Source organism: Cellulomonas sp. P4_H12, assembly GCF_056400905.1.
Genome location: NZ_JBFUKJ010000005.1, coordinates 121,323 through 143,245 on the forward strand (window position 1 = coordinate 121,323; position 21,923 = coordinate 143,245).

General features: G+C 73.7%; 23 protein-coding genes. 1 reads left to right on the plus strand and 22 read right to left on the minus strand.

Translation table 11 applies throughout. The features are described from left to right. Positions 1-38: 38 nt before the first annotated feature. Entirely contained in the window at positions 39-1,043 is a 1,005-nt protein-coding gene (gene rpsB / locus AC1DQC_RS04685) for a 30S ribosomal protein S2 (protein WP_477050051.1), read from the minus strand. A 670-nt stretch (positions 1,044-1,713) separates the two neighbouring features. On the opposite strand from rpsB, the gene AC1DQC_RS04690 reads away from it, so the two are divergent. After that, positions 1,714-2,205 carry a murein hydrolase activator EnvC family protein gene (locus tag AC1DQC_RS04690; protein ID WP_477050052.1) on the plus strand — a complete coding sequence of 164 codons (492 nt, stop codon included), beginning with the start codon at positions 1,714-1,716 and terminating at the stop codon, positions 2,203-2,205. Between the two features lie 182 nt (positions 2,206-2,387). On the opposite strand, the gene whiG is transcribed toward AC1DQC_RS04690, so the two are convergent. From whiG to AC1DQC_RS04795, 21 genes are all read right to left on the minus strand, one after another. Beyond that, positions 2,388-3,326 carry an RNA polymerase sigma factor WhiG gene (gene whiG, locus AC1DQC_RS04695; RefSeq protein WP_477050053.1) on the minus strand — a complete coding sequence of 313 codons (939 nt, stop codon included), beginning with the start codon at positions 3,324-3,326 and terminating at the stop codon, positions 2,388-2,390. A 20-nt stretch (positions 3,327-3,346) separates the two neighbouring features. Further along, entirely contained in the window at positions 3,347-4,279 is a 933-nt protein-coding gene (locus AC1DQC_RS04700; protein ID WP_477050054.1) for a tyrosine recombinase XerC, read from the minus strand. Positions 4,280-4,476: 197 nt separating this feature from the next. After that, entirely contained in the window at positions 4,477-5,688 is a 1,212-nt protein-coding gene (gene dprA / locus AC1DQC_RS04705; protein WP_477050055.1) for a DNA-processing protein DprA, read from the minus strand. Next, entirely contained in the window at positions 5,685-7,208 is a 1,524-nt protein-coding gene (locus tag AC1DQC_RS04710; protein WP_477050056.1) for a YifB family Mg chelatase-like AAA ATPase, read from the minus strand. The genes dprA and AC1DQC_RS04710 overlap by 4 nt, the downstream gene beginning before the upstream one ends. After that, the gene (locus AC1DQC_RS04715) at positions 7,209-7,565 is read right to left on the minus strand and encodes a YraN family protein (RefSeq protein ID WP_477050057.1); all 357 of its coding nucleotides are present in this window, start codon (positions 7,563-7,565) and stop codon (positions 7,209-7,211) included. 148 nt (positions 7,566-7,713) lie between these two features. Then, on the minus strand, positions 7,714-8,037 hold the full coding sequence (locus AC1DQC_RS04720; RefSeq protein ID WP_055922267.1) for a DUF2469 domain-containing protein: 324 nt from the start codon (positions 8,035-8,037) through the stop codon (positions 7,714-7,716). A 57-nt stretch (positions 8,038-8,094) separates the two neighbouring features. Continuing rightward, complete coding sequence (locus AC1DQC_RS04725) at positions 8,095-8,907, minus strand: ribonuclease HII (protein WP_477050058.1); 813 nt, start codon at positions 8,905-8,907, stop codon at positions 8,095-8,097. Next, on the minus strand, positions 8,904-9,752 hold the full coding sequence (gene lepB / locus AC1DQC_RS04730) for a signal peptidase I (RefSeq protein WP_477050059.1): 849 nt from the start codon (positions 9,750-9,752) through the stop codon (positions 8,904-8,906). Before lepB ends, AC1DQC_RS04725 begins: the two co-directional genes overlap by 4 nt. A gap of 186 nt (positions 9,753-9,938) precedes the next feature. Then, positions 9,939-10,307, minus strand: a complete 369-nt coding sequence (gene rplS / locus AC1DQC_RS04735) for a 50S ribosomal protein L19 (protein WP_477050060.1) — start codon at positions 10,305-10,307, stop codon at positions 9,939-9,941. Positions 10,308-10,532: 225 nt separating this feature from the next. Continuing rightward, the gene (trmD, locus tag AC1DQC_RS04740; protein WP_477050061.1) at positions 10,533-11,303 is read right to left on the minus strand and encodes a tRNA (guanosine(37)-N1)-methyltransferase TrmD; all 771 of its coding nucleotides are present in this window, start codon (positions 11,301-11,303) and stop codon (positions 10,533-10,535) included. A gap of 1 nt (position 11,304) precedes the next feature. Further along, a complete protein-coding gene (gene rimM / locus AC1DQC_RS04745; protein WP_477050078.1) occupies positions 11,305-11,853 on the minus strand; it encodes a ribosome maturation factor RimM in 549 nt (182 codons plus the stop codon). A 77-nt stretch (positions 11,854-11,930) separates the two neighbouring features. After that, the gene (locus AC1DQC_RS04750; RefSeq protein WP_055922281.1) at positions 11,931-12,170 is read right to left on the minus strand and encodes an RNA-binding protein; all 240 of its coding nucleotides are present in this window, start codon (positions 12,168-12,170) and stop codon (positions 11,931-11,933) included. Further along, the gene (gene rpsP / locus AC1DQC_RS04755) at positions 12,170-12,592 is read right to left on the minus strand and encodes a 30S ribosomal protein S16 (protein WP_477050062.1); all 423 of its coding nucleotides are present in this window, start codon (positions 12,590-12,592) and stop codon (positions 12,170-12,172) included. Before rpsP ends, AC1DQC_RS04750 begins: the two co-directional genes overlap by 1 nt. A 172-nt stretch (positions 12,593-12,764) precedes the next feature. Continuing rightward, positions 12,765-13,868 carry an amidohydrolase family protein gene (locus tag AC1DQC_RS04760; protein WP_477050063.1) on the minus strand — a complete coding sequence of 368 codons (1,104 nt, stop codon included), beginning with the start codon at positions 13,866-13,868 and terminating at the stop codon, positions 12,765-12,767. Between the two features lie 7 nt (positions 13,869-13,875). Next, positions 13,876-15,462, minus strand: coding sequence for a signal recognition particle protein (gene ffh / locus AC1DQC_RS04765; RefSeq protein ID WP_477050064.1), 1,587 nt, complete (start codon positions 15,460-15,462; stop codon positions 13,876-13,878). Positions 15,463-15,497: 35 nt separating this feature from the next. Beyond that, positions 15,498-17,291, minus strand: coding sequence for a [protein-PII] uridylyltransferase (locus AC1DQC_RS04770; protein WP_477050065.1), 1,794 nt, complete (start codon positions 17,289-17,291; stop codon positions 15,498-15,500). 22 nt (positions 17,292-17,313) lie between these two features. Beyond that, positions 17,314-17,655, minus strand: coding sequence for a P-II family nitrogen regulator (locus tag AC1DQC_RS04775; protein WP_477050066.1), 342 nt, complete (start codon positions 17,653-17,655; stop codon positions 17,314-17,316). Beyond that, the gene (locus AC1DQC_RS04780) at positions 17,655-18,962 is read right to left on the minus strand and encodes an ammonium transporter (protein WP_477050067.1); all 1,308 of its coding nucleotides are present in this window, start codon (positions 18,960-18,962) and stop codon (positions 17,655-17,657) included. Before AC1DQC_RS04780 ends, AC1DQC_RS04775 begins: the two co-directional genes overlap by 1 nt. Positions 18,963-19,208: 246 nt before the next feature. Next, positions 19,209-20,384, minus strand: coding sequence for a signal recognition particle-docking protein FtsY (gene ftsY, locus AC1DQC_RS04785; RefSeq protein WP_477050068.1), 1,176 nt, complete (start codon positions 20,382-20,384; stop codon positions 19,209-19,211). Between the two features lie 78 nt (positions 20,385-20,462). After that, positions 20,463-20,792 (minus strand): hypothetical protein, encoded by a 330-nt coding sequence (locus tag AC1DQC_RS04790; protein ID WP_477050069.1) that lies wholly within the window; start codon positions 20,790-20,792, stop codon positions 20,463-20,465. A gap of 98 nt (positions 20,793-20,890) precedes the next feature. Next, a partial coding sequence (locus AC1DQC_RS04795; protein ID WP_477050070.1) for an AAA family ATPase occupies positions 20,891-21,923 on the minus strand: 1,033 nt, incomplete at its 5' end.

Sequence of the window (21,923 nt, forward strand, 5' to 3'; positions counted from 1 at the left end):
TGCCGGTGACCCCTGGAGGGCCACCGGCACCGGCGGGGTCACTTGGAGTCGGTGTCGCCCTCGGCGGCAGCCTCGTCGGCGACGACCTCGGCGGCAGCCTCCTCGGCGACCTCCTCGGCCACGACCTCGGCGACGATCTCCTCGGCGATCGCCTCGACCACGGCCTCGGCCACGACCTCCTCGGCGACCTCCTCCGCGATCTCGGTCTTCGCCTCGGCGACGGCCTCGGTCGCGTCAGCGGCGACCTCGGTGCTCGCCAGGTCGGCCTCGGCACCAGCGAGGAGCTCGCGCTCCCACTCGGCGAGCGGCTCGGCGTCGGTCGTGGTGCCCTCGGCAGCGGCCGTACGGCCCGAGTGGCGCTTGAGCAGACCGTCGGCCGCGGCGTCCGCGATGACGCGGGTCAGCAGCTGCACGGCGCGGATCGCGTCGTCGTTGCCCGGGATCGGGTAGTCGACGACGTCGGGGTCGCAGTTGGTGTCGAGGATGGCGACGACCGGGATGCCGAGCTTGCGCGCCTCGTTGACGGCGAGGTGCTCCTTGTTCGTGTCGACGATCCACACGGCCGAGGGGACCTTGGCCATGTCGCGGATGCCGCCGAGCGTCTTCGCGAGCTTGTCCTTCTCGCGGCGCAGGACGAGCAGCTCCTTCTTCGTGAGGTTCGAGCCCGCCACGTCGTCGAAGTCGATCTGCTCGAGCTCCTTGAGGCGCTGGAGACGCTTGTGCACCGTGCTGAAGTTGGTGAGCATGCCACCGAGCCAGCGCTGGTTGACGTAGGGCATGCCGACGCGGGCGGCCTGGTCGGCGACCGGCTCCTGCGCCTGCTTCTTCGTGCCGACGAACAGGATCGTCCCGCCGTGCGCGACGGTCTGGCTCACGAAGTCGTACGCGTTGTCGATGTACGACAGCGACTGCTGCAGGTCGACGATGTAGATGCCGTTGCGCTCGGTGAAGATGAAGCGCTTCATCTTGGGGTTCCAGCGGCGGGTCTGGTGCCCGAAGTGGACACCGCTCTCGAGCAGCTGGCGCATGGTCACGACGGCCATGGCACGTCCTTCCGGTGCGCACCGCAGGGTGCGCACGTCAAGGCGGGCCCGTCCTGGGGCCCGCATCTCGGTTGTCGGCTCCGACCAGCTGGTCGGCGCCCCTGGCGCCATGTCGTCGTCCGCTCCGGGGACTGCCACTGGTGCAGGAGCCCGGACCGCTGCGGAGATCGACCCCGTCCTGGTGCTCGTCGGCACGATGGCCGGCGGGTCCCTGGTCGGGTGGATGACGCGCGAAGTCGACCGGTACGGACCGGTCGCACCAGAAGTTTAGCCGATCGGCGGGACTGCTCCCGACCGACGAGCCGCCCACAGCCCCCGGCGGCTAGCTGCGTGTCCCCAGATCAGGTCCCGGCCCTCTCGGGGGCTCGGCCGTCCGACGACGATCGCCGTCATGACCCGAGCTCCCGTCAGCCCCCGTCCGGTGTCGTCGCCCGGTCCCGCCGCATCCCCTGGGGCGGACACCCCACCCGTGGCGCGGACGCCGTTGGCCCGTCCGGAACCCTCGGGCGGACCCGACCCTTCACCGCGCACGCCCGCCGGGCCCCGGGCCGGCGGCGCGCCACCTGGCGGACGCCGCGCGGCTGATGCGCGCCGCGCGCGTCCCCCAGAGCTCCAGGACCGGCGGGGCTCGCTGCGGTTCGTGCTCGGGTGCGGCGCCGTCGGTCTGCTCGTGGCGMTCGCGACGGCGGTGCTCGCCGCATCCGGCTCGGCCGCACCGACCGCACCCCCGTCGCCCGCGGGGACCTATCGGCTGCCGCTCGCCGGGGCGGCCGACGTCGCGCGACGCTTCGAGCACCCGCCCCAACCGTGGGCGGCGGGCCACCGCGGCGTCGACCTACGCTCCGGTGCGGGGGCGACGGTCCTCGCGCCGGTCGCCGGCACCGTCACCTTCGCCGGGGCGGTGGCGGGTCGGGKGGTCGTGACGGTGACCGACGCGGACGGGCGCCGGTCGAGCGTCGAGCCGGTGCTCGCGGGGGTCCGGGTCGGCGACGTCGTCGGCGCCGGCCAGACGCTCGGGGTCGTCCTGACGACGGGTTCGCACTGCGCGCCGGCCACCTGCCTGCACTGGGGCGTGCGGGTGGGCAGCGACTACGTCGACCCGATGGCACTGCTGCCGGGTGAGGGCCCGGTGGTGCTCCTGCCCCTCCGTGAAGACGGCTGAGCCCCTGGTGCGCTCGCCGTGCGGAGTGCGGTCGTCCGGGTGAGCGGGTGAATGAGGTCGGCCGGCGCACGGGCCGCACTCACCAGCTCCGTATACCCCTGCATGGCCTCGACATCCCGATCGTCGACGACCCGCTGCCCGACCGCGAACGCCGCGGCGGGCCGTGACGGAGGTCGCGACGCTCAGACGCGCTCGGCCTCGAGGAGGCGGGTCCGGAGGCGCACCATCGCGGCGGTGTGCATCTGCGAGATGCGGGACTCGGTCACGCCAAGCACCCGGCCGATCTCCGCGAGCGTCATGCCCTCGTAGTAGTAGAGGACGACGACGATGCGCTCGCGCTCGCCCAGGCACTCGATCGCGCGCGCCAGCAGGAACTTGGTCTCGGCCGCCTCCATCGAGCTGGCGGGGTCCAGCGTGCGGTCGTCGCCGAGGGTGTCGCCGAGCGAGACCCCGCCGGGGCGGTCGTCACCGCCGCCGAGCAGCTCGTCGAGGGCGGCGACGTTGACGGTCGACAGCTGGGAGTAGATGGCACGCAGGTCCTCGACGGGCATCTCGAGGTGGCGGGCCACCTCGTCCTCGGTCGGGGTGCGGTGCAGCTTGGCCTCGAGCTCCGCGTACGCGCGGTCGACCGCGCGGGCCTTGGTGCGGACCGAGCGCGGGACCCAGTCCATCGCCCGCAGCTCGTCGATGATCGCGCCGCGGATGCGGGACGACGCGTACGACTCGAACTTCACGGCGCGGTCGGTCTGGTACTTCTCGATGGCGTCGATCAGACCGAACATGCCGTACGACACGAGGTCGGCCTGCTCGACCGTGCTGGGCAGGCGCATCCCGACGCGGCCGGCGACGGCGGAGACCAGCGGCGCGTAGTGCAGGATCAAGCCCTCGCGCGCCCGCGGGGACTGCGACGCCTTGTAGTCCTCCCAGAGGGCGTCGACCTCCTCGACGGACCGGCTGGGCGCGACCGGTCCGCGCGGAGCCGGCACCCCACGCGTGATCGGGACCGTCGGGGACGCGACCTCCGCTGCGGTGGCGGGCCACGGCTGCGGGATGACTCCCTCGGGGGCCGTGCTGGTCATCCGGGTGCGCACCGGGAAGGCGGCGTCCAGCTGCGTCGTCATCGTCGACTCCATCGTGTGCGTCATGCTCGTGGGTGCGCTTGCTGGAAGGCAGACCGCAGGCGGTCGGCCGAGACGTGGGTGTAGCGCTGCGTCGTGGCCAGGCTGGCGTGGCCGAGGATCTCCTGGACGCTGCGCAGGTCCGAGCCACCCTCGAGGAGGTGGGTCGCGGCGGTGTGACGCAGCGCGTGCGGCGCCACGTCGTCGACGCCCGCGAGGGCGGCGGCCTGGTGGACGACCGAGCGCGCCTGGCGCTGGTCGAGACGGCCCCCGCGGAGGCCGAGGAAGACGGCCGACGGCGAGGTCGGGTGCACGAGCTGCGGGCGGCCACGCTCGAGCCACGCGCTCAGCGCGGTCGCGGCGGGCTTGCCGAACGGGACGACGCGCTCCTTGTCGCCCTTGCCGACCACCCGGAGCGTGCGCTCGTGCAGGTCCAGGTCGCCGAGGTCGGCACCGCAGACCTCGCCGACGCGGACGCCCGTGGCGTACAGCAGCTCCAGGAGCGCCCAGTCCCGCAGGCCCATGGCGTCGCCGCCGGCGGCCCGGTCGCGAGCGAGGTCGAGCATCTGGGTGACGGGCTCCAGGCGGAGCACGGTCGGCAGCGGCGAGGCGGCCCGCGCGGTGGCGAGACGCAGGGCCGGGTCGGCCGGCACACGGTGCGTGCGGCTGGCCCAGGCAAAGAACGTGCGGACGGCGGCGCCGCGGCGGGCGAGGGTCGCGCGGCTGCGGTGCGTGGTGGCCATCGACGCGAGCCAGCCGCGCAGCACGGACAGATCGATCGAGTCGAGGGTGGTGCGACCGTGCCGCGAGGCATATCCGAGAAGCTGCTCGACATCGCCGACGTAAGCGCGGTTGGTGTTCGCCGACAATCCCCGCTGCGCACTCAGGTGTGCCGAGAACTCCGACAGGAGGCGGCCGCGATTCGGCGCCCCTGCAGTGATCTCGACCACGTCCATGTGAGTACGGTGACCTGAAACACAGCCGGGAACAAGCAGCGCTTTCACCTGCCCGGGCTAACGCTGGGCGAATCCCGGCACAATGTCCGATTCGCCGACCAAGAAATGCCCGGTCGCGCGTTTTTTTCACCCGCAGATCACCTCACCCCCATGTTCTTCACACCGTTCTCGGCGCGCCTTCTGGACACGGTCGGGCGTCATGGTGTGAGACGACTCACGGCGATCCACCCGCCTGCGCGTCGGACCACCCACGCGTCGAGCTCCAGCAGCCCCAGCGCGCCACGGGCCTCGGCCACGGAGACGCCCGCGACGCTGGCGACGCGCTCGAGGTCGGCCGGGACGCGCCGCGGCATGGCATCGAGCACCCGCCGGGCGACCGGGTCCAGGCCGTCCCCCGGTCGAGCCGCTCGCGCGTCGGCCGCGCGCTCCGCCGCCACCACCGCGTCGAGGTCGGCGCCGTTCGTTGCCGCGAGCTCGCGCACCTCCGCCGCGTCCGTCACGCAGACGGCGACCCCGTCGCGCAGCAGACGGTGGCAGCCCGCGGAGGCCATCGACGTGACCGGACCGGGCACGGCGCCGACGGGCCGCAGGAGCCGCGCCGCGTGGTGGGCGGTGCTCATGGCGCCCGACCGCCAGGCCGCCTCGACCACGACGGTGGCCCGCCCGGCCGCGGCGATCAGCCTGTTGCGCTGGAGGAACCGGCTCTTCGTCGGCAGGGTGGCCGGCGGCACCTCCGAGACGAGCGCGCCGCCCCCGACGACCACGGACTCGAGGAGCCGGGCGTTGCCGGCGGGGTACGCGCGGTCGACCCCTCCGGCGAGGACGACGAGGGTGGTGCCGCCCCGGGCCAGCGCCCCGCGGTGCGCGGCCGCGTCGATGCCGTACGCGCCGCCCGAGACCACGCAGCCGCCGGCGTCGGCGAGCCCGTCGGCCAGGTCGAACGCCACGCGCTCCCCGTACGACGTCGCGGCGCGCGACCCGACGACCGCGACGCTGCGGGGCGAGACCGCGGCGAGATCGAGGTCGCCGCGCACCCAGAGGCAGAACGGCGCCTCGACCCCGAGATCGTCGATCGCCACGGGCCACCGGGGATCTCCGGGGACCAGGACGGCGCCGTCGAGCCGGTCCAGCCGGTCGAGCGCACGCCGCGGGTCGCAGTCCGGCAGTCGCGCCGCCCAGCGGGCCAGCGCGCGGCCGATCCGCGCGGTGTCGGCCGGAGCGAGCCGACCGTGCCCGCCCTCGAGCGGACCGAGGTCCGGCGTCCCAGCCKCCGCGAGCGCCCCGCGCACCCACGCGAGCGCGTCGACGGCACCGAGCTGCTCCACGAGGGCCCCGGCGACGGGGTCCCCCGGTTCCGCCAGACCGCTCCACGCCGCGCGCGCCAGGACGTCCGCGCCTGCGCCGGTCATGCGCCGTGCCCGCGGGTGCGCAGCAGCAGCGCCTGCCCGACGTCGGCGCGCCCAGGCGCCGCCCGGCCGGCCAGGTCTGCCAACGTCCACGCGACCCGCAGCACGCGGTCCACCCCGCGCAGGCTCAACGTCCCCCGGTCGAGTGCGCGGTCGAGGTCGGAGACGAGCGAGCGGTCGGGACCCAGACGCTCGCGGAGCCAGCCTCCCGGGACATCGCCGTTCGTGCGCCACGGAGTGCCCCGCAGCCGCTCGGCCTGCGCCGCGCGAGCGCCGACCACCCGCGCGGCCACCGTCGCCGTGGACTCCCCCGCCGCCGCGCCGGCACGTGACGGCGCCAGCTCGACCTGCAGGTCCACGCGGTCGAGCAGCGGCCCGGACAGCTTCCCGAAGTACCGTCTGCGCTGCTCGGGTCGGCACGTGCACGACAGCCCCTTGCCGACGGCCTGGCCGCAGGGGCACGGGTTGGCCGCCAGGACCAGCTGGAAGCGTGCGGGGTACCGAGCGGTGCCCGCTGCCCGGTGCAGCACCAGCTCACCGTGCTCGAGCGGCTGCCGGAGGGTCTGGAGGACCGCGGTGGAGAACTCGGGGGCCTCGTCGAGGAAGAGCACGCCGCGGTGCGCGCGCGACGCGGCACCCGGTCGCGGCAGGCCGGAGCCACCGCCCACGACGCTCGCAGGGGTGGCGGTGTGGTGCGGGTCCTCGAACGGCGGCCGACGCAGCAACCCGCCGCCCGGGTCGAACGCGCCGGCCACGGAGTGCACGGCGGTGACCTCCACCGCGTCCGCCTCGGACAGGTCGGGCAGCAACCCCGGCAGGCGGGCCGCGAGCATGGTCTTGCCCGTGCCCGGCGGACCCACCATGAGCAGGTGGTGACCGCCCGCGGCGGCGACCTCGAGGCACGCACGCGCCTCCGGCTGGCCGACGACGTCCGACAGATCCAGCGTTGCCGTCCTCGGCCGCGCGGTGATCGCCTCGACCGACACCGGTGGCACCTCGGGCACCTCCAGGCTCGCGCCGTAGCCCGCGGCCACCTGCGCGAGGCTGGTGGCCCCGACCACCTGCGCACCGGGCACCAGCCGCGCCTCCGCGGCGTTCGCGGCCGCCACCACCACCCGGCGGTGCCCCGCGGCGACGGCGGCGGCAACGGCGGGCAGCACGCCACGCACGGGCCTGAGCCGACCGTCGAGCCCGAGCTCGCCGAGGTGCACGACGTCGCGGGTCGCGGCCGGGTCGATCGCTTCCGCGCCCGCGAGGGTGGCGATCGCGATGGCCAGGTCGAAGCCCGAGCCGGACTTGGGCAGGGTGGCGGGCGAGAGGTTGACCGTGATGCGCCGGTTGGGCCACGCGAGGCCGGACGACGTCACGGCGGCCCGGACCCGGTCCCGGGACTCGGCCAGCGAGGCGTCCGGCAGCCCGACCAGGGTGAAGGCCGGCAGGGAGGGCGCGAGATGCGCCTCGACCTCGACCACGTGCCCGGTCAGCCCGACCAGCGCGACGCCGAGCGTGCGCCCGAGCACCACCTAGACCACCCCGACGAGATGGTCGACCTCGGCGGCGCCGCGCACCGGCAGCAGCACGGCGATCACGTCGACCCGCACCGAGCGGGGATGGACGTCGTGCGCGGCCAGCCACAGGGCGGCGAGGCGCCGGACGCGCGCCAGCTTGCGCGGGGTCACGGCCTCCGCGGGGTGCCCGAACGCGACCGACCGGCGGGTCTTGACCTCGACCACCACCAGCTCGTCGCCGTCGAGCGCGACCAGGTCCAGCTCGCCCTCCCGGGTCCGCCAGTTGCGGTCGAGCACCTCCCAGCCGCGCCCGCGCACGTGCGCCGCCGCCACGTCCTCGCCGTACCGCCCCACCGCGTCCTTCGCACGCACCGGACCACCTCCGCGCTGGACGCTGCCAGCGCGGGAGGGTGCCGAGGAGGCGGAACCGCCCGGTCGGGGACGCGGCGGCGCTCCGGCGGGGCTGTGGGCGGCTCGCTGCGCGGCAGCGGTGCGCCCGCGAGGCCGACGTACGGGTGGGTCAGCGGGCGAAGCCCGCGCTGCCGCCGAGGTCGAGCTCGGCCTTCGCCAGCTCCTCGACGTTCACGTCCTTGAACGTGACCACGCGCACGGACTTCACGAACCGCGCCGAGCGGTACACGTCCCAGACCCACGCGTCGGCGAGCGTCAGCTCGAAGTACACCTCACCCGCGGCGGACCTGACCTGCAGGTCCACCTGGTTCGCCAGGTAGAAGCGTCGCTCGGTCTCGACGACGTAGGAGAAGAGCCCCACGACGTCGCGGTACTCGCGGTACAGCGCGAGCTCCATGTCGGTCTCGTAGTTCTCCAGGTCCTCCGCGCTCACCGGGACATCATCCCCCATGCGCGCGGTCCCGGCCGCGCCTGCCACGCGGGCGAGCGGTCAGGACGGCTCGCGCCCGAGGAGAACCTCGTCGTCGTCGAGCTCGTCGACGTCGCCCAGGACGTCGTCGTCCAGCCCGTCGTCCGGCTCCAGGTCCGCGTCCTCGCCGAGCCCGGGCAGCCGCCAGGAGCGCCGGTGCAGCACGCTCGGGCCCAGCTCGCGCAGGGCCGCCATGTGCTCCGCCGACGCGTAGCCCTTGTTCTCGTCCCACCGGTAGGCGGGGTGCTCGGCGGCGAGCGCGACCATGAGGGCGTCCCGCTCGCACTTCGCGAGCACGCTGGCGGCCGCGACGGACGCGCAGGTGCGGTCGGCCTTGATCCGCACGTGCACGCGCGGTGCCGGCAGGTCCGGCTGCTCGTCGACGGTGAACAGGTCGGGCTGCGCGGGGCGGCTGAGCCAGTCGTGGGACCCGTCGAGGAGGACGACGTCCACCGGTCCGACGGTCGCGGCGATCGCCGCCAGCGCGCGGGTCCCGGCCAGGCGCAGGGCGGCGATGATCCCGATCTCGTCGATCTCGTCGGCGCTCGCGTGGCCCACCGCTCGCGCCAGCCCCCAGCGATTGAGGGCCGGCAGCAGCCGTGTCCGGGCCGCCGGCGCGAGGAGCTTGGAGTCCGCGACACCCTTCGGGGCGGACCTCGTCGTGGCGTCCACGACGACCACGCCGACGCTCACCGGACCCGCCAGCGACCCGCGGCCGACCTCGTCCATCCCCGCCAGCAACCGCGCGCCGTCGCGCAGCAGCACCCGCTCGTGCCGCAGGTGGGGCGGCGTGCGCGGCGTGACCGGCCGACGGGCGGCCGCGACCGTGGTCATGGCTGGTCGGGCACGTCCGCGAACGTGCTGGTGGGGTTGTGCAGGATGCCGACGCGCTCGATCGGCCAGACGGTCACGAAGGCGACGCCGACGACGTTGGCGATGGGCACGGAGCCCCCGCCGGGCTTGCCCTGGTTGTAGCGCGAGTCCGACGAGTGCGACCGGTTGTCACCCATGACCCAGATGCTGTTCTCCGGCACCGTGATGTCGAACGCGATGTCGCTGGGCAGCACGCCCTCGGCGAGGTACGGCTCGTCGAGGGGTTCACCGTTGACCGTCACGGGCTCGCCCGGGCCGGCACAGGCGACGTGGTCCCCGGGCAGTCCGATGAGCCGCTTGACCAGGTGCTCGTTGGCGTCGGCGGGGTAGAGCCCGATGAACGTCAGGGCGTCGTTGATCGCGCCGCGCACCGGACCGGGGTCCGGCGCGACGTCGGCGGGCAGCCAGCCGCCGGGATCCTTGAACACGACGATGTCCCCGCGACGCAGGTCGAACGGTCCCGGCGTCAGCTTGCTCACGAGGATGCGGTCGTGCTCGATCAGGGTGTCGTGCATGGACTGGCTGGGGATGAAGAACGCCTGCACGAGGAACGTCTTGACCAGCAGCGACAGCACGATCGCGCTGACGAGGATGATGACCGTCTCGCGCAGCAGCGACCCCGCGCCGCTCGGGCGGCGGGACGCGGCGTGCCGACGACTGGTCCCCGAGGGAGGCTCGGCATCGTCACCCGAACCCGTCACGTCGGGGAGCCGCGGGCCTGCCACGGCCTCGCCGGGTGCCTCGCGCCCCGGCCACGACGTGGGCGACGAGTCCTCGTCGAGGTCTCGGGCGGGTCGGTCGATCACCCGCACACTCTCGCATGCGAGGGACCCGATCGCGCACACGACCACCCGGCGAGATGCGCCGTCTTGCGCGGGTCACGGGCCTCATGACCTCGCGACGCGCCTGACCTGCGGCCGCGCCCCCCACAGACGCCGACGGGCGGCCACCGGATCGGTGGCCGCCCGTCAGGACGTCGCGTGCGAGGAGGCTCAGGCCTTCTTCGCGGCGGGGGTGAAGTCGCGCTTCTCCTTGATCTTGGCCTTCTTGCCACGGAGCTTGCGCAGGTAGTACAGCTTCGCGCGTCGCACGTCGCCGCGCGTCACGACCTCGATCGACTCCAGGCTCGGGGAGTGCACGGGGAACGTGCGCTCGACGCCGACCTGGAAGCTGACCTTGCGGACCGTGAACGTCTCGCGGACGCCGTCACCCTGGCGGCCGATGACGACACCCTGGAACGCCTGGATGCGCGAGCGGTTGCCCTCGACGACCTTGACGTTGACCTTCAGGGTGTCACCGGCGCGGAAGTCCGGGATGTCGGAGCGCAGCGATGCTGCGTCGACACTGTCGAGCGTGTGCATGTGATGTCACTTCCCCGCCCTGCCACAGGTCAGGAACGTCGTCGAGGGCGTCACGGCTGCCCGTGCAGGGCAGGACCGGCGTCCTTGGTCTGATGGTCCGGTGCGTCGGGGGTCGAACCCCGGGTGGTCGTGATTCGTCTCCCCTGTGGCAGAGACGCGGCCTGCGCGCACCAACGGGCAAGTCTGCCACACGGGGCGCACCGGCGGTTAATCGGGTGCGGAACGTCACGCAGGGGTGAGGCGCCCGTCCACGGGGTGCCAGCCGAGCGTCGCCAGGGTCGCGAGGTCGTGGGCGTCCAGCTCGTCGACGGCCAGTGCCGCGATCAGGTCCGGCCGACGTGCGGCGGTCCGGCGCAGGGCCGTGTCCCGCCGCCAGCGCGCGATGCGCGCGTGGTGCCCGGACAGGAGCACGTCCGGGACCTCGAGCCCCGCCCACGCCGGCGGCTTGGTGTAGACGGGGTACTCCAGCAGACCCGCGGCCCCGTGCGACTCCTCGACCAGCGACTCGGGGTTCCCGACGACGCCGGGCAGCAGGCGCGCGACGGCCTCGACCACGACGAGCGCGGCCACCTCGCCCCCGTTGAGCACGTAGTCCCCCAGGGAGAACTCGGTGACCCGCCCGCGCGACCGGTAGTGCTCGGCCACCCGGGCGTCGATCCCCTCGTAGCGTCCGCACGCGAGCACGAGGTGCGTCTCGTCGGCCAGCGCCTCCGCGGTCCGCTGCGTGAACGGCTCCCCCGACGGCGTCGGCACCAGAAGGTGCGCGTCCTCGTCGAGGAGCTCGTCGAGGGCGGCGCCCCACACATCGGGCCGCATCACCATGCCGGCACCGCCGCCGAAGGGGGTGTCGTCCACGGTGCGGTGGCGGTCCGTGGTCCAGTCGCGCAGGTCGTGCACGCGCAGGTCCAGCAGGCCGCCCGTCCGCGCCTTGCCGACGAGCGACAGGTCCAGCGGCGCCAGGTACTCGGGGAAGATCGAGACGACGTCGATGCGCACGTCAGTCGTCGTCTCCGACGGTCTCCTCCGAGACCACCAGATTCGCGACGTCGGACGCCAGCAGGCCGCCCGGCGGGTCCAGCACCACGCGGCCGCCCGCGACGTCCACGACGGGGACCATTGCGCGGACGAACGGCACGAGCGTGCGGGCGCCGTCGGGCTCGCGCAGCACCAGCATGTCGTGCGCGGGCAGGTGCTCCAGGCCGACGATCTCGCCCAGCACCCGGCCGTCGACGTGCTCGGCGCGCAGCCCCGCGAGCTCGTGCGGGTACCAGGCGTCGTCCTCGTCCGAGGCGTCCTCGTCGACGACGAGCTCGGTGCCGCGCATCGCCTCGGCCGTGGTCCGGTCGGTGATCTGCGCGAACGTCACGTACCAGCGGCCCTGCTGGATGCGGGTGCCGACGACGGTCAACGGCCCTCGCGCGGCGGGCACGGTCGCGAGCACGGCGCCGTCGCCGAAGCGCTCCTCGGGGGCGTCGGTCCGCAGGTCGAGGGCGACCTCTCCGCGCAGGCCGTGGGCACGGCCGATCCGCGCGACGGTCAGCAGCATGGGAGTCCTCACGATCGGGGGGTGGGAATGACGAAGGCCCGGTCCCCAGGCTAGGGGACCGGGCCTTCGGCGATGACTCAGCGCCGGTCGACGTCCACGACGTCGACACGGACCGCGCCGTCCGTCGAGAGCGCACCGACGACGGTGCGCAGCGCGCGTGCCGTGCGACCGCCGCGGCCGATGACCCGGCCGAGGTCGTCAGGGTGCACGCGCACCTCGAGCAGGTCCCCGCGGCGCAGCGTCGACGCGTTCACGCGGACGTCGTCCGGGTGGTCGACGATGCCACGCACCAGGTGCTCGAGAGCGTCGGCGAGCATCAGGCCTGCTCGTCCTCGACCGTCTCGGCCGGAGCCTCGACAGCGGCGGACTTCTTCTCGGACGCCTTGGCCTTGGCCTTCTCGGCGTCGAGCGCGACCTTGTCGATCGCGGCCTTCGGGTCGACCTTGTCGGCCTTGGTGCGCAGCGTGCCCTCCTGGCCGGGGAGGTTCTTGAACTTCTGCCAGTCACCGGTGATCTTGAGGAGCACGGCGACCTGCTCGGTCGGCTGCGCGCCGACGCCGAGCCAGTACTGGGCACGCTCGGAGTCGACCTCGATGAACGAGGGCTCCTCGGTGGGGTGGTACTTGCCGATCTCCTCGATCACGCGACCGTCGCGCTTGGTGCGCGAGTCGGCGACGACGATGCGGTAGTACGGCGAACGGATCTTGCCGAAGCGCTTGAGGCGAATCTTGGTGGCCACGGTGTGGTCTTCTCCTGAGGTCTGCTGGGTGGCCGCTCCGCGCATTGCCCGTGGGGTGGACGCGCCGGGGAGGCCAGGGACGCGACGAACGCAGGTAGAGGGGCTGCAGACGTCGGGTACAGCCGACCATTGTGCCAGATGCCGCAGGCGTCTCCCAACCGCGTCCCGCAGGTCACAGACCCCCGGCGACGACCGCCCCACGGAGCACCACGGCACGCGGCGCCGCGAGCACGCCGACGTCCTGGCGCGGGTCCGCGTCGTAGACGACGACGTCGGCGCTCTCCCCCTCGGCGATCCCGGGGACGCCGAGCCACGCGCGCGTGCGCCAGCTCGCGGCGGCCACGACGTCACGCGCGGGCAGCCCGGCCCGGACCAGCTCGGCGGCCTCGTCGGCGATCCGCCCGTGCGCGAGCGTGCCGCCCGCGTCCGTGCCGACGAGCACCGGCACCCCGGCGTCGTGCAGGTCGCGGACGAGGGCGTACCGGTGGGCGTACAGCGCGCGCATGCGCGCGGCGAACAGGGGGTAGCGGGACCCTTGCGCGGCGATCGCCTCGAACTGGCCGATCTGCAGGAGCGTGGCCGTGACCGGTATGCCGGCCGCGGCGATGCGGTCGATCTGGTCGGCCGTCGCGCCCGTGGCGTGCTCGAGGCAGTCGACGCCGGCGTCGAGGAGCGCGTCGAGCGACTCCGTGGCGAACGTGTGGGCGGTCACCCGGGCGCCGGCGGCGTGGGCTGCCGCGACGGCGTCCGCGAGCACGTCGGCGGGCCACAGCGGGCGCAGGTCCCCGGCCTCGCCCAGGTCGCGGTCGATCCAGTCGGCCACCAGCTTGACCCAGCCGTCGCCGCGGGCGGCCTCCTCGCGGACGGCGTCCGGGAGCTCGGCGACGTCCGCGAGCTCGCGCCCGTAGTGCCGCAGGTAGCGCTTGGGACGCGCGAGGTGGCGCCCGGCCCGGATCAGGCGGGGCAGGTCGTCGCGGTCGTGCACCCAGCCGGTGTCCGCCGGGGAGCCGGCGTCGCGGACCAGCAGCACCCCGGAGTCGCGGTCGGCGAGCGCCTGCTTCTCCGCGGTCCCGTCGTCGACCGGGCCGTCCGACGCCAGCCCGATGTGGCAGTGCACGTCGACCAGCCCGGGGAGCACCCAGCCGTCGAGCACTGTGTCCTGCGCGTCCCGCGCGGACGACGGCCGCTCGAACGTCAGGCGGCCGTCGACCGCCCACGCCTCGCCGACCTCGCGCTCGTCGTCGAGCACGACGGTCCCCCGCAGGTGCAGGAGCACGGAGACCTCAGCGTCCGCCGAGGTAGCGGTCCAGGCCGGCCGGGAGCTCGATCTCGGTGGGCGCCGGCTCGGCCTTCGGCGCGATCCCGAACGCGGAGCCCGCCGGAGTCGCCGGGCGGCTCGTGATGCCCCGCTCCTGCTCGGCGCGACGTGCCGGGTTGCCGGACTTGCCCTTGACCTTGCGGGCCGGCGCCTGGCGGCCGCGCGACTTCTTGCCGCCCATGCCCGGCAGGTTGCCCATGCCCGGGGGCATGCCCGGCATCCCGCCGCCCTTGGCCATCTGCTTCATCATCTTCTGGGCGCCGTCGAAGCGCTCCAGCAGCTGGTTGACGTCGCTCGGCTTGGTGCCCGACCCCGCGGCGATGCGCGACCGGCGCGACCCGTTGATGATCTTCGGCGTCCGGCGCTCGGCGGGGGTCATCGAGCGGATGATCGCCTCGATGCGGTCCACCTCGCGCTCGTCGAAGTTGTCGAGCGCCTCCCGCATCTGCCCCATGCCGGGGAGCATGCCCATCATCTTCTTCAGCGGGCCCGCGTTGCGCAGCTGCTGCATCTGGACGAGGAAGTCCTCGAGCGTGAGGTCCTGGCCGGCGGCGAGCTTGCCCGCCATCTCCTCGGCCTGCCCGGCGTCGAACGCCTTCTCGGCCTGCTCGATGAGCGTGAGGATGTCGCCCATGTCGAGGATCCGGGACGCCATGCGGTCCGGGTGGAACACCTCGAACTCGGTGAGCTTCTCGCCCGTGGACGCGTACATGATCGGCTTGCCGGTCACGCTGGCGACCGAGAGCGCGGCACCACCGCGGGCGTCGCCGTCGAGCTTGGTCAGGACGACGCCGGTGAACCCGACACCGTCCTGGAACGCCTGGGCCGTGGCGACGGCGTCCTGGCCGATCATCGCGTCGATGACGAAGAGGACCTCGTCGGGGTCGAGCGCGTCGCGGATGTCGGACGCCTGCTGCATCAGCTCCGCGTCGACGCCGAGGCGGCCGGCCGTGTCGACGATGAGCACGTCGTGGAGCTTCGCCTTGGCGGTCGCCAGACCCTCGCGCGCCACGGCGACGGGGTCGGCGCCGAACGGCATGACGTCCTCGCTGCCCTGGTTGCCGGGGTGCGGGGCGAACACGGGTACGCCCGCGCGCTCCCCGACCACCTGGAGCTGCGTGACGGCGTTGGGGCGCTGCAGGTCGGCCGCGACGAGCAGCGGCGTGTGGCCCTGGCTCTTGAGGTGGAGCGCGAGCTTGCCGGCCAGCGTCGTCTTGCCCGCACCCTGCAGACCCGCGAGCAGGATGACGGTGGGCGGGTTCTTCGCGAGGTTCAGCGTGCGCGTCTGGCCACCGAGGATGGCGACGAGCTCCTCGTTGACGATCTTGACGACCTGCTGCGCCGGGTTGAGCGCGCCGGACACCTCGGCCGAGAGCGCGCGTTCCCGCACGGCACCGGTGAACGAACGGACGACCGGGACGGCGACGTCGGCGTCGAGCAGGGCCCGGCGGATCTCGCGCACCGTGGCGTCGATGTCCGCTTCGGACAGACGGCCCTTGGTGCGCAGGTTCTTGAAGGTCGACGTCAGTCGGTCGGACAGGGTGGCGAACACCTGGCGGTCCTCACGCTTCGGGGATTCTTACGATGTCAGGGACGTCCTAGGGTACCTGCCAGCGCGCGGGTGGCCCGTGCCGTGAGGTCGTCGACGAGCGTCGCGCGCCACGTGCTCCAGGCCTGCGGCCCGGCCGCGCCGGCGTCGGCCTCGGTCAGCGCGCGCAGCAGGACGAGCATGTCCGGACGGTGCTCCACGGCGTCGAGCAGGCGAGCCATCGTCGCCGGGTCGTCCGGGTCCGCGGTGGTCGCCAGCTCCGAGAGCGTCAGGTGCTCGCGCACCAGGCGGGTCACGTCGGCCGCGACGCGTTCGTCGAAACCCATCCGCAGCACGATCGGTCCCGCGAGCCGCGCTCCCTCGGTCGAGTGGTCCCCCGCACCGGCGCGCTTGCCGATGTCGTGCAGCAGGGCCGCCAGCAGCAGCGTGTCGCCGTGCTCCACCCGCTTGTCCCGGCCGGCCCGGGCCACGGTCTCGACCAGGTGCCGGTCGACCGTGTGGCGGTGGATCGCCGAGCGTTGCGGGCGGTTGCGGACCCCGGCCCACTCGGGGATCCAGGTGGTCACGACGCCGGCGAGGTCGAGGGCCTCCCAGATGGGCACCTGCGCCGTCCCGGAGCCGAGCAGCTGCAGGAGGTAGGCGCGGGCGGCCTTGGGCCACGGCGTCGGCAAGGGCGGCGTGGCGGTCAGGCTGGCCACCGTGACGGGCGACAGGGCGAGCCCGGTGCGTGCGGCCGTCGCGGCAGCCCGCAGCGAGAGCAGCGGGTCCTCGGCGGGGCGCGCCTCGACGGCCAGCACGATCTCGCCGTCGTGCTCGACGAGGTCCTCCGCGATCGTCCGCAGGCGCGGGGCGCTGCGGCGGCCGCGGACCAGCATGCTCGTGCGGGCCGGACGCTGCAGGGCCTGGCGCGCGTTGCGCACGGTCGTGTCCAGCGCGTAGGAGATGACCCGCGCCGCCTCGGCGATGCTCGCCAGCAGGTCGTCGCGGTCGTCGAAGCCGACGAGCGCGGCCACCTCGTCCTGGTCCGCGAGCAGCAGGCGGTTGGTGTGCCGTCGCGTCACCACCTGGACGGTGTCGCGGACGTCCAGCAGGTGCGCGTACGCCGTGTCGACCGCGCCGTGCGGGCGGTCAGTGAGCCATGTGGCGGCGAGCGCGCTGAGCACGACCGCGTCGCGGATGCCGCCGCGCGACTCCTTCAGCTCGGGCTCGATGAGGTACGCGAGCTCCCCGTGGCGCTCGGCGCGCTGCCGGGTGGAGGCCAGCAGCTCGGGCAGCCGTCGACGAGCGGCCGAGCGCCAGTCCTCGAGCAGCGCGGACTTGGCGCGGGCGATGACGACGGCGTCGCCCGAGACGGGCTGCAGGTCGAGCAGCCCGACCGCCGCCGGGAGGTCCTTGGACGCCACCTGGCGGCACTGCGCGAGCGACCGCACCGAGTGGTCGAGGTCGAGCCCCGCGTCCCAGATGGGGTACCAGAGCTTCTGGGCCAGCGCCGAGAGCTCCTCAGGCGAGTGCCCGCGCCCCTCGTGCACCAGCAGCAGGTCGAGGTCGCTGACCGGGCTGGCGTCCCCGCGCCCGACGCTGCCGACGGCGCCGAGCGCGATGCCGGCGACGTCCACGCCCTGCGTCGCGATCTCCCACTGCTCGCGCAGCCGGCCGACGACGAGCTCGACGATCGCGGCGCGCCGAGCGACGCCGTCCGCACCCGGGCCCGTCAGGCCGGCGGCGAGCTCGAGCCGTTCGACGCGGAGGTCCCGCACCCCGATCGCGGGGTGCGGGACCTCGGGCGACCCGTTCGCGGCCGCGCCCCCCGCGGGCGGCCGTTCCTGTGTCATGTGTGGCAGTCGACCGTCCTGATCAGAGGGCGTCGTCGCCGTGCTCACCGGTGCGGACGCGAGCCACGTCCTCGACCGGCACGACCCAGACCTTGCCGTCGCCGATCTTGCCGGTCTGCGCGGCGCGCACGATGACGTCGGTGACGCCGACCACGTCCTCGTCCGAGACGAGCACGTCGATCCTCACCTTGGGCACGAGGTCGACCGTGTACTCGGCGCCCCGGTAGACCTCGGTGTGGCCGCGCTGGCGGCCGTAGCCGCTGGCCTCGCTCACGGTCAGACCGCGGACGCCGGCCGCCTCGAGGGCCGACTTGACGTCGTCCAGCCGGTGCGGCTGGATGACAGCCGTCACGAGCTTCGTCATCACTTCACCTCCGTCACGACGCGGGCGCCGACGCCCAGCGTCTCGTATGCGGTCTCAGCGTGCACTGCCAGGTCGATGCCGCTGACCTCGACCTCGTCGGACACCCGCAGACCGATGGTCGCCTTGAGGATGAGCGCGATGACGTAGGTCGCCGTGAAGCTGAAGAGCACGGCGCAGCCGGCGACGATCGCCTGCGTGGCGAGCTGCGTGAGCCCGCCGCCGTAGAAGAGACCGTTCATGGCCCCGTCCGGGTACCAGCCGCCGTTCTGGTCGGTGGCGAAGAAGCCGATGAGGAGTGTGCCGACGAGACCACCGACGGCGTGGACACCCACGACGTCGAGCGAGTCGTCGAACCCGAACCGGAACTTCAGACCCACCGCCAGGGCGCACAGGACGCCGGCGACGAGGCCGACCGCGATGGCTCCCCACGTGTCGACCGCCGCGGCGGCCGGGGTGATGGCGACCAGGCCGGCGACGACGCCCGACGCCGCACCCAGCGACGTCGCGTGACCGTCACGCAGCTTCTCCGTGGCGAGCCAGGCGAGCATCGCGACGCAGGTGGCGAGCATGGTGTTGAGCCAGGCGCGACCGGCCGTGCTGTCGGCACCGAACTCCGAGCCGGCGTTGAAGCCGAACCAGCCGAACCACAGGAGCGCCGCACCGAGCATGACGAACGGCAGGTTGTGGGGCCGCATGGGCTCGCGCGGCCAGCCCTTGCGCCGACCCAGCAGGATGGCGAGCGCCAGGCCCGCCACACCGGCGTCGATGTGGACGACGGTTCCACCCGCGAAGTCGATCGGGGTCGAGAGTCCCTCGGTGATGCCCGTCGCGCTGAGCAGGCCGCCGCCCCACACCCAGTGCGCCAGCGGCATGTAGACGACCGTGACCCAGATGCCGGCGAAGACCAGCCACGCGCTGAACTTCATGCGGTCCGCGATGGCCCCGGAGATGAGCGCGACCGTGATGATCGCGAACGTCGCCTGGTAGCCCGCAGCCACCAGGAACGGCACGCCGGTCGACGCCATCAGGCTGTCGTCGTCGGTGAAGCCCTGGAGGCCGAAGTACGTGAACGGGTTGCCGAGCCACCCGCCGCCGAGGTCAGGTCCGAACGTGCCCGAGTACCCGTAGAGCACCCAGATGAGCCCGACCACGCCGATCGCGGCGAAGCTCATCATCATCATGTTCAGGACGCTCTTGCCGCGCACCATGCCGCCGTAGAAGAACGCCAGCCCCGGCGTCATCAGCAGCACGAGCGACGCGGCGGTGAGCATCCACGCCGTGTTCCCGCTGTCCAAAGCGAATTCCATCGAGATCGCCTCTCCACTCGCCAGCCGGGGGTGGCTGGTCGGGATCACAGTCGACGAGGCGGGTTTCGGACATGCGCGGGGGACGTTACGTCGGTGTGACAAGCCTCACCGTCACGTAAACGTTCGGTTTCGTGGTGATCAGCCGTCCAGGAGCACGGGGCCCCGCAGGTGCGGGCCCCACCCTCCACTGCGCTCCGGCTCAGCCCTCAGGTACATGGTCGGGGCGAGCCTCCACTGCGCTCCGGCTCACCCCTCCAGCAGCGCGTCGACGAAGGCCTCCGGGTCGAACGGCGCCAGGTCGTCCGGGCCCTCCCCCAGGCCCACGAGCTTGACGGGCACACCCAGCTCGCGCTGCACGGCGACGACGATGCCGCCCTTGGCGGTGCCGTCGAGCTTGGTGAGCACGATGCCGGTCACGCCGGCCACCTCGCTGAAGACGCGCGCCTGGTTGAGGCCGTTCTGGCCCGTGGTCGCGTCGAGCACCAGCAGCACCTCGGACAGCGGCGCCTCGCGGGTGATGACGCGCGTGATCTTGCCGAGCTCGTCCATGAGGCCGGCCTTGTTCTGCAGCCGACCGGCGGTGTCCACCAGGACGACGTCGATGCCCTCGGCCCGACCCTGGCGCACGGCGTCGAACGCGACGGCGGCGGGGTCGGCGCCGTCCCGGTCCGACCGGACGGTGTGCACGCCGACCCGGGAGCCCCAGGTCTGCAGCTGGTCGGCCGCCGCAGCGCGGAACGTGTCGGCGGCGCCGAGGACGACCGTGCGCCCCTCGGCGACGAGCACGCGCGCGAGCTTCCCGACGGTCGTCGTCTTGCCGGTGCCGTTGACGCCGACGACGAGCACCACGGCGGGCACGGCAGAGCCGTCGGCCGCGGCGCCCGGCGCGGTGTTGAGGCTGCGGTCGAGCGACGGGTCGACGAGCGCGAGCAGCTGCTCGCGCAGCAGCGACCGCACCTGGGCCGGGTCCTTGAGGCCCTCGACCCGGACGCGGGTGCGCAGGGCGTCGATCAGCTCACCGGACGGTCCCGCGCCGACGTCCGCCAGCAGCAGCGTCTCCTCGAGCTCGTCCCAGTCGTCCTCGGTGAGGTGGTCCTTGGAGAGCACCGCGAGCAGACGTGCACCGAGTGGGGAGCCGGAGCGGGCGAGCCGGCCGCGCAGCCGCGCCAGGCGGCCGGCGACGGGGGCCGGGACCTCGAGCTCCGGGGCGGCCTCGGCCTCCTCGGGCAGGACCTCCTCCGGCGCCGGGGCGGTCGCCTCGACCTCGGGTGCGGGGGCGGGGCTCGGCACGTCGACGGCGGGAGGGGCCGCCTCGTCGGTGGTCGAGCCGCGGCGCCGCCGGACGAAGACGGTCGCCAGCGCGACGACGATGGCCGTCGGGATGCCGGCGGCCAGGAGGATCTCGAGCGTCTCGTTGGTCACCGGCACAGTGTGTCTGGCGTCGGGCCGCCGAAGCGAGCCGACGCGTCAGCCGGGCCGACCGGAGCGCCCGGCGGGGGGCTACCGGCCGCGGTTGCCCGGCAGGACCCCTGCGGCCTTGTCGCGCGCCCGCTGCAGCGTCGCGGCGAGGTCGTCGACCTGCAGGTACGCCTCGCCCTCGTCGACGGTCTCGCGCAGGAACTGGGCCAGCGACATGTCGACCGGCTCGACGGACGCGGCCGCGGCGGCGGCTCGCTGGTCGGCGTCGGGGCTCTTCCGGGCGGCCCAGCCGGCCCGGAACGCCTGGAGCGGGGACTCGCCCTTGTCACGCGTCGAGCTGGAGACGCTGGCGGCGAGCAGCACACCTGCGGCGACGAGCAGAGCAAGAACGATCGCGACGAGGATGGCCATGGGGTCCAGTGTCGGGGCCGAACCTGGGCACGGGCGCGTCCCACGCACAGGGAACGCCAAACCGCACACAATCTCCACACCGCCCGCGGCGCGTCGGGTCAGACCGCGACGTCCTCGCGCATCCGCTGGCTGATGACGGTGGTCACGCCGTCGCCGCGCATCGTCACGCCGTAGAGGGCGTCGGCGATCTCCATCGTCCGCTTCTGGTGGGTGACGACGATCAGCTGCGAGTCCTCCTGGAGCTCGCGGAAGATCTCGAGCAGCCGCCCCAGGTTGGCGTCGTCCAGGGCCGCCTCGACCTCGTCCATCACGTAGAACGGGCTGGGCCGGGCCTTGAAGATGGCCACGAGCAGCGCGACGGCCGTCAGCGACCGCTCGCCACCGGAGAGCAGCGAGAGCCGCTTGACCTTCTTGCCGGCCGGGCGCGCCTCGACCTCGATGCCCGTGGTGAGCATGTTGTCCGGGTCCGTCAGCACCAGCCGTCCCTCGCCGCCGGGGAACAGGCGCGGGAACACGACGTCGAACGCCGCCGCGGTGTCGCGGTACGCCTCGGCGAACACCTGCTCGACGCGCTCGTCGATCTCCTTGACGATCTCGAGCAGGTCCGTGCGCGACTTCTTCAGGTCCGCCAGCTGCTCGACCAGGAACTGGTGGCGCTCCTCGAGCGCGGCGAACTCCTCCAGCGCGAGCGGGTTGACGCGGCCGAGCAGCGAGAGCGCACGTTCGGCGGCGCGCAGCCGCTTCTCCTGCTGCTCGCGGACGTACGGGACGGCCGTCGGGGCGTCCGGGTCGACCTCCGCACCGGGGACGAGGATCACGGGCACGTCCCGGTCCGGGCCGTACTCGTCGAGCAGGACGGCCGGGTCGAGGCCGAGGTCGTCGACCGCTCGCGCCTGGAGCGCCTCGATCCGCAGCCGCTGCTGTGTGCGGGCGACCTCGTCGCGGTGGGCGACGTCGGTGAGCTGGGCGAGCTCGGCGGCCCGCACGTCGACCTCGGCGCGCGCGGCGGTGACCGCGCGGTCGCGCTCGCCCCGGGCCGTCTCCGCGGCGTCGCGCTCGTCCGACGCGCGCCGCAAGGACTCGTCGAGCACGACGAGGGCCCGCGTGGCGCCGTCGCGCACGGCCTGGGCG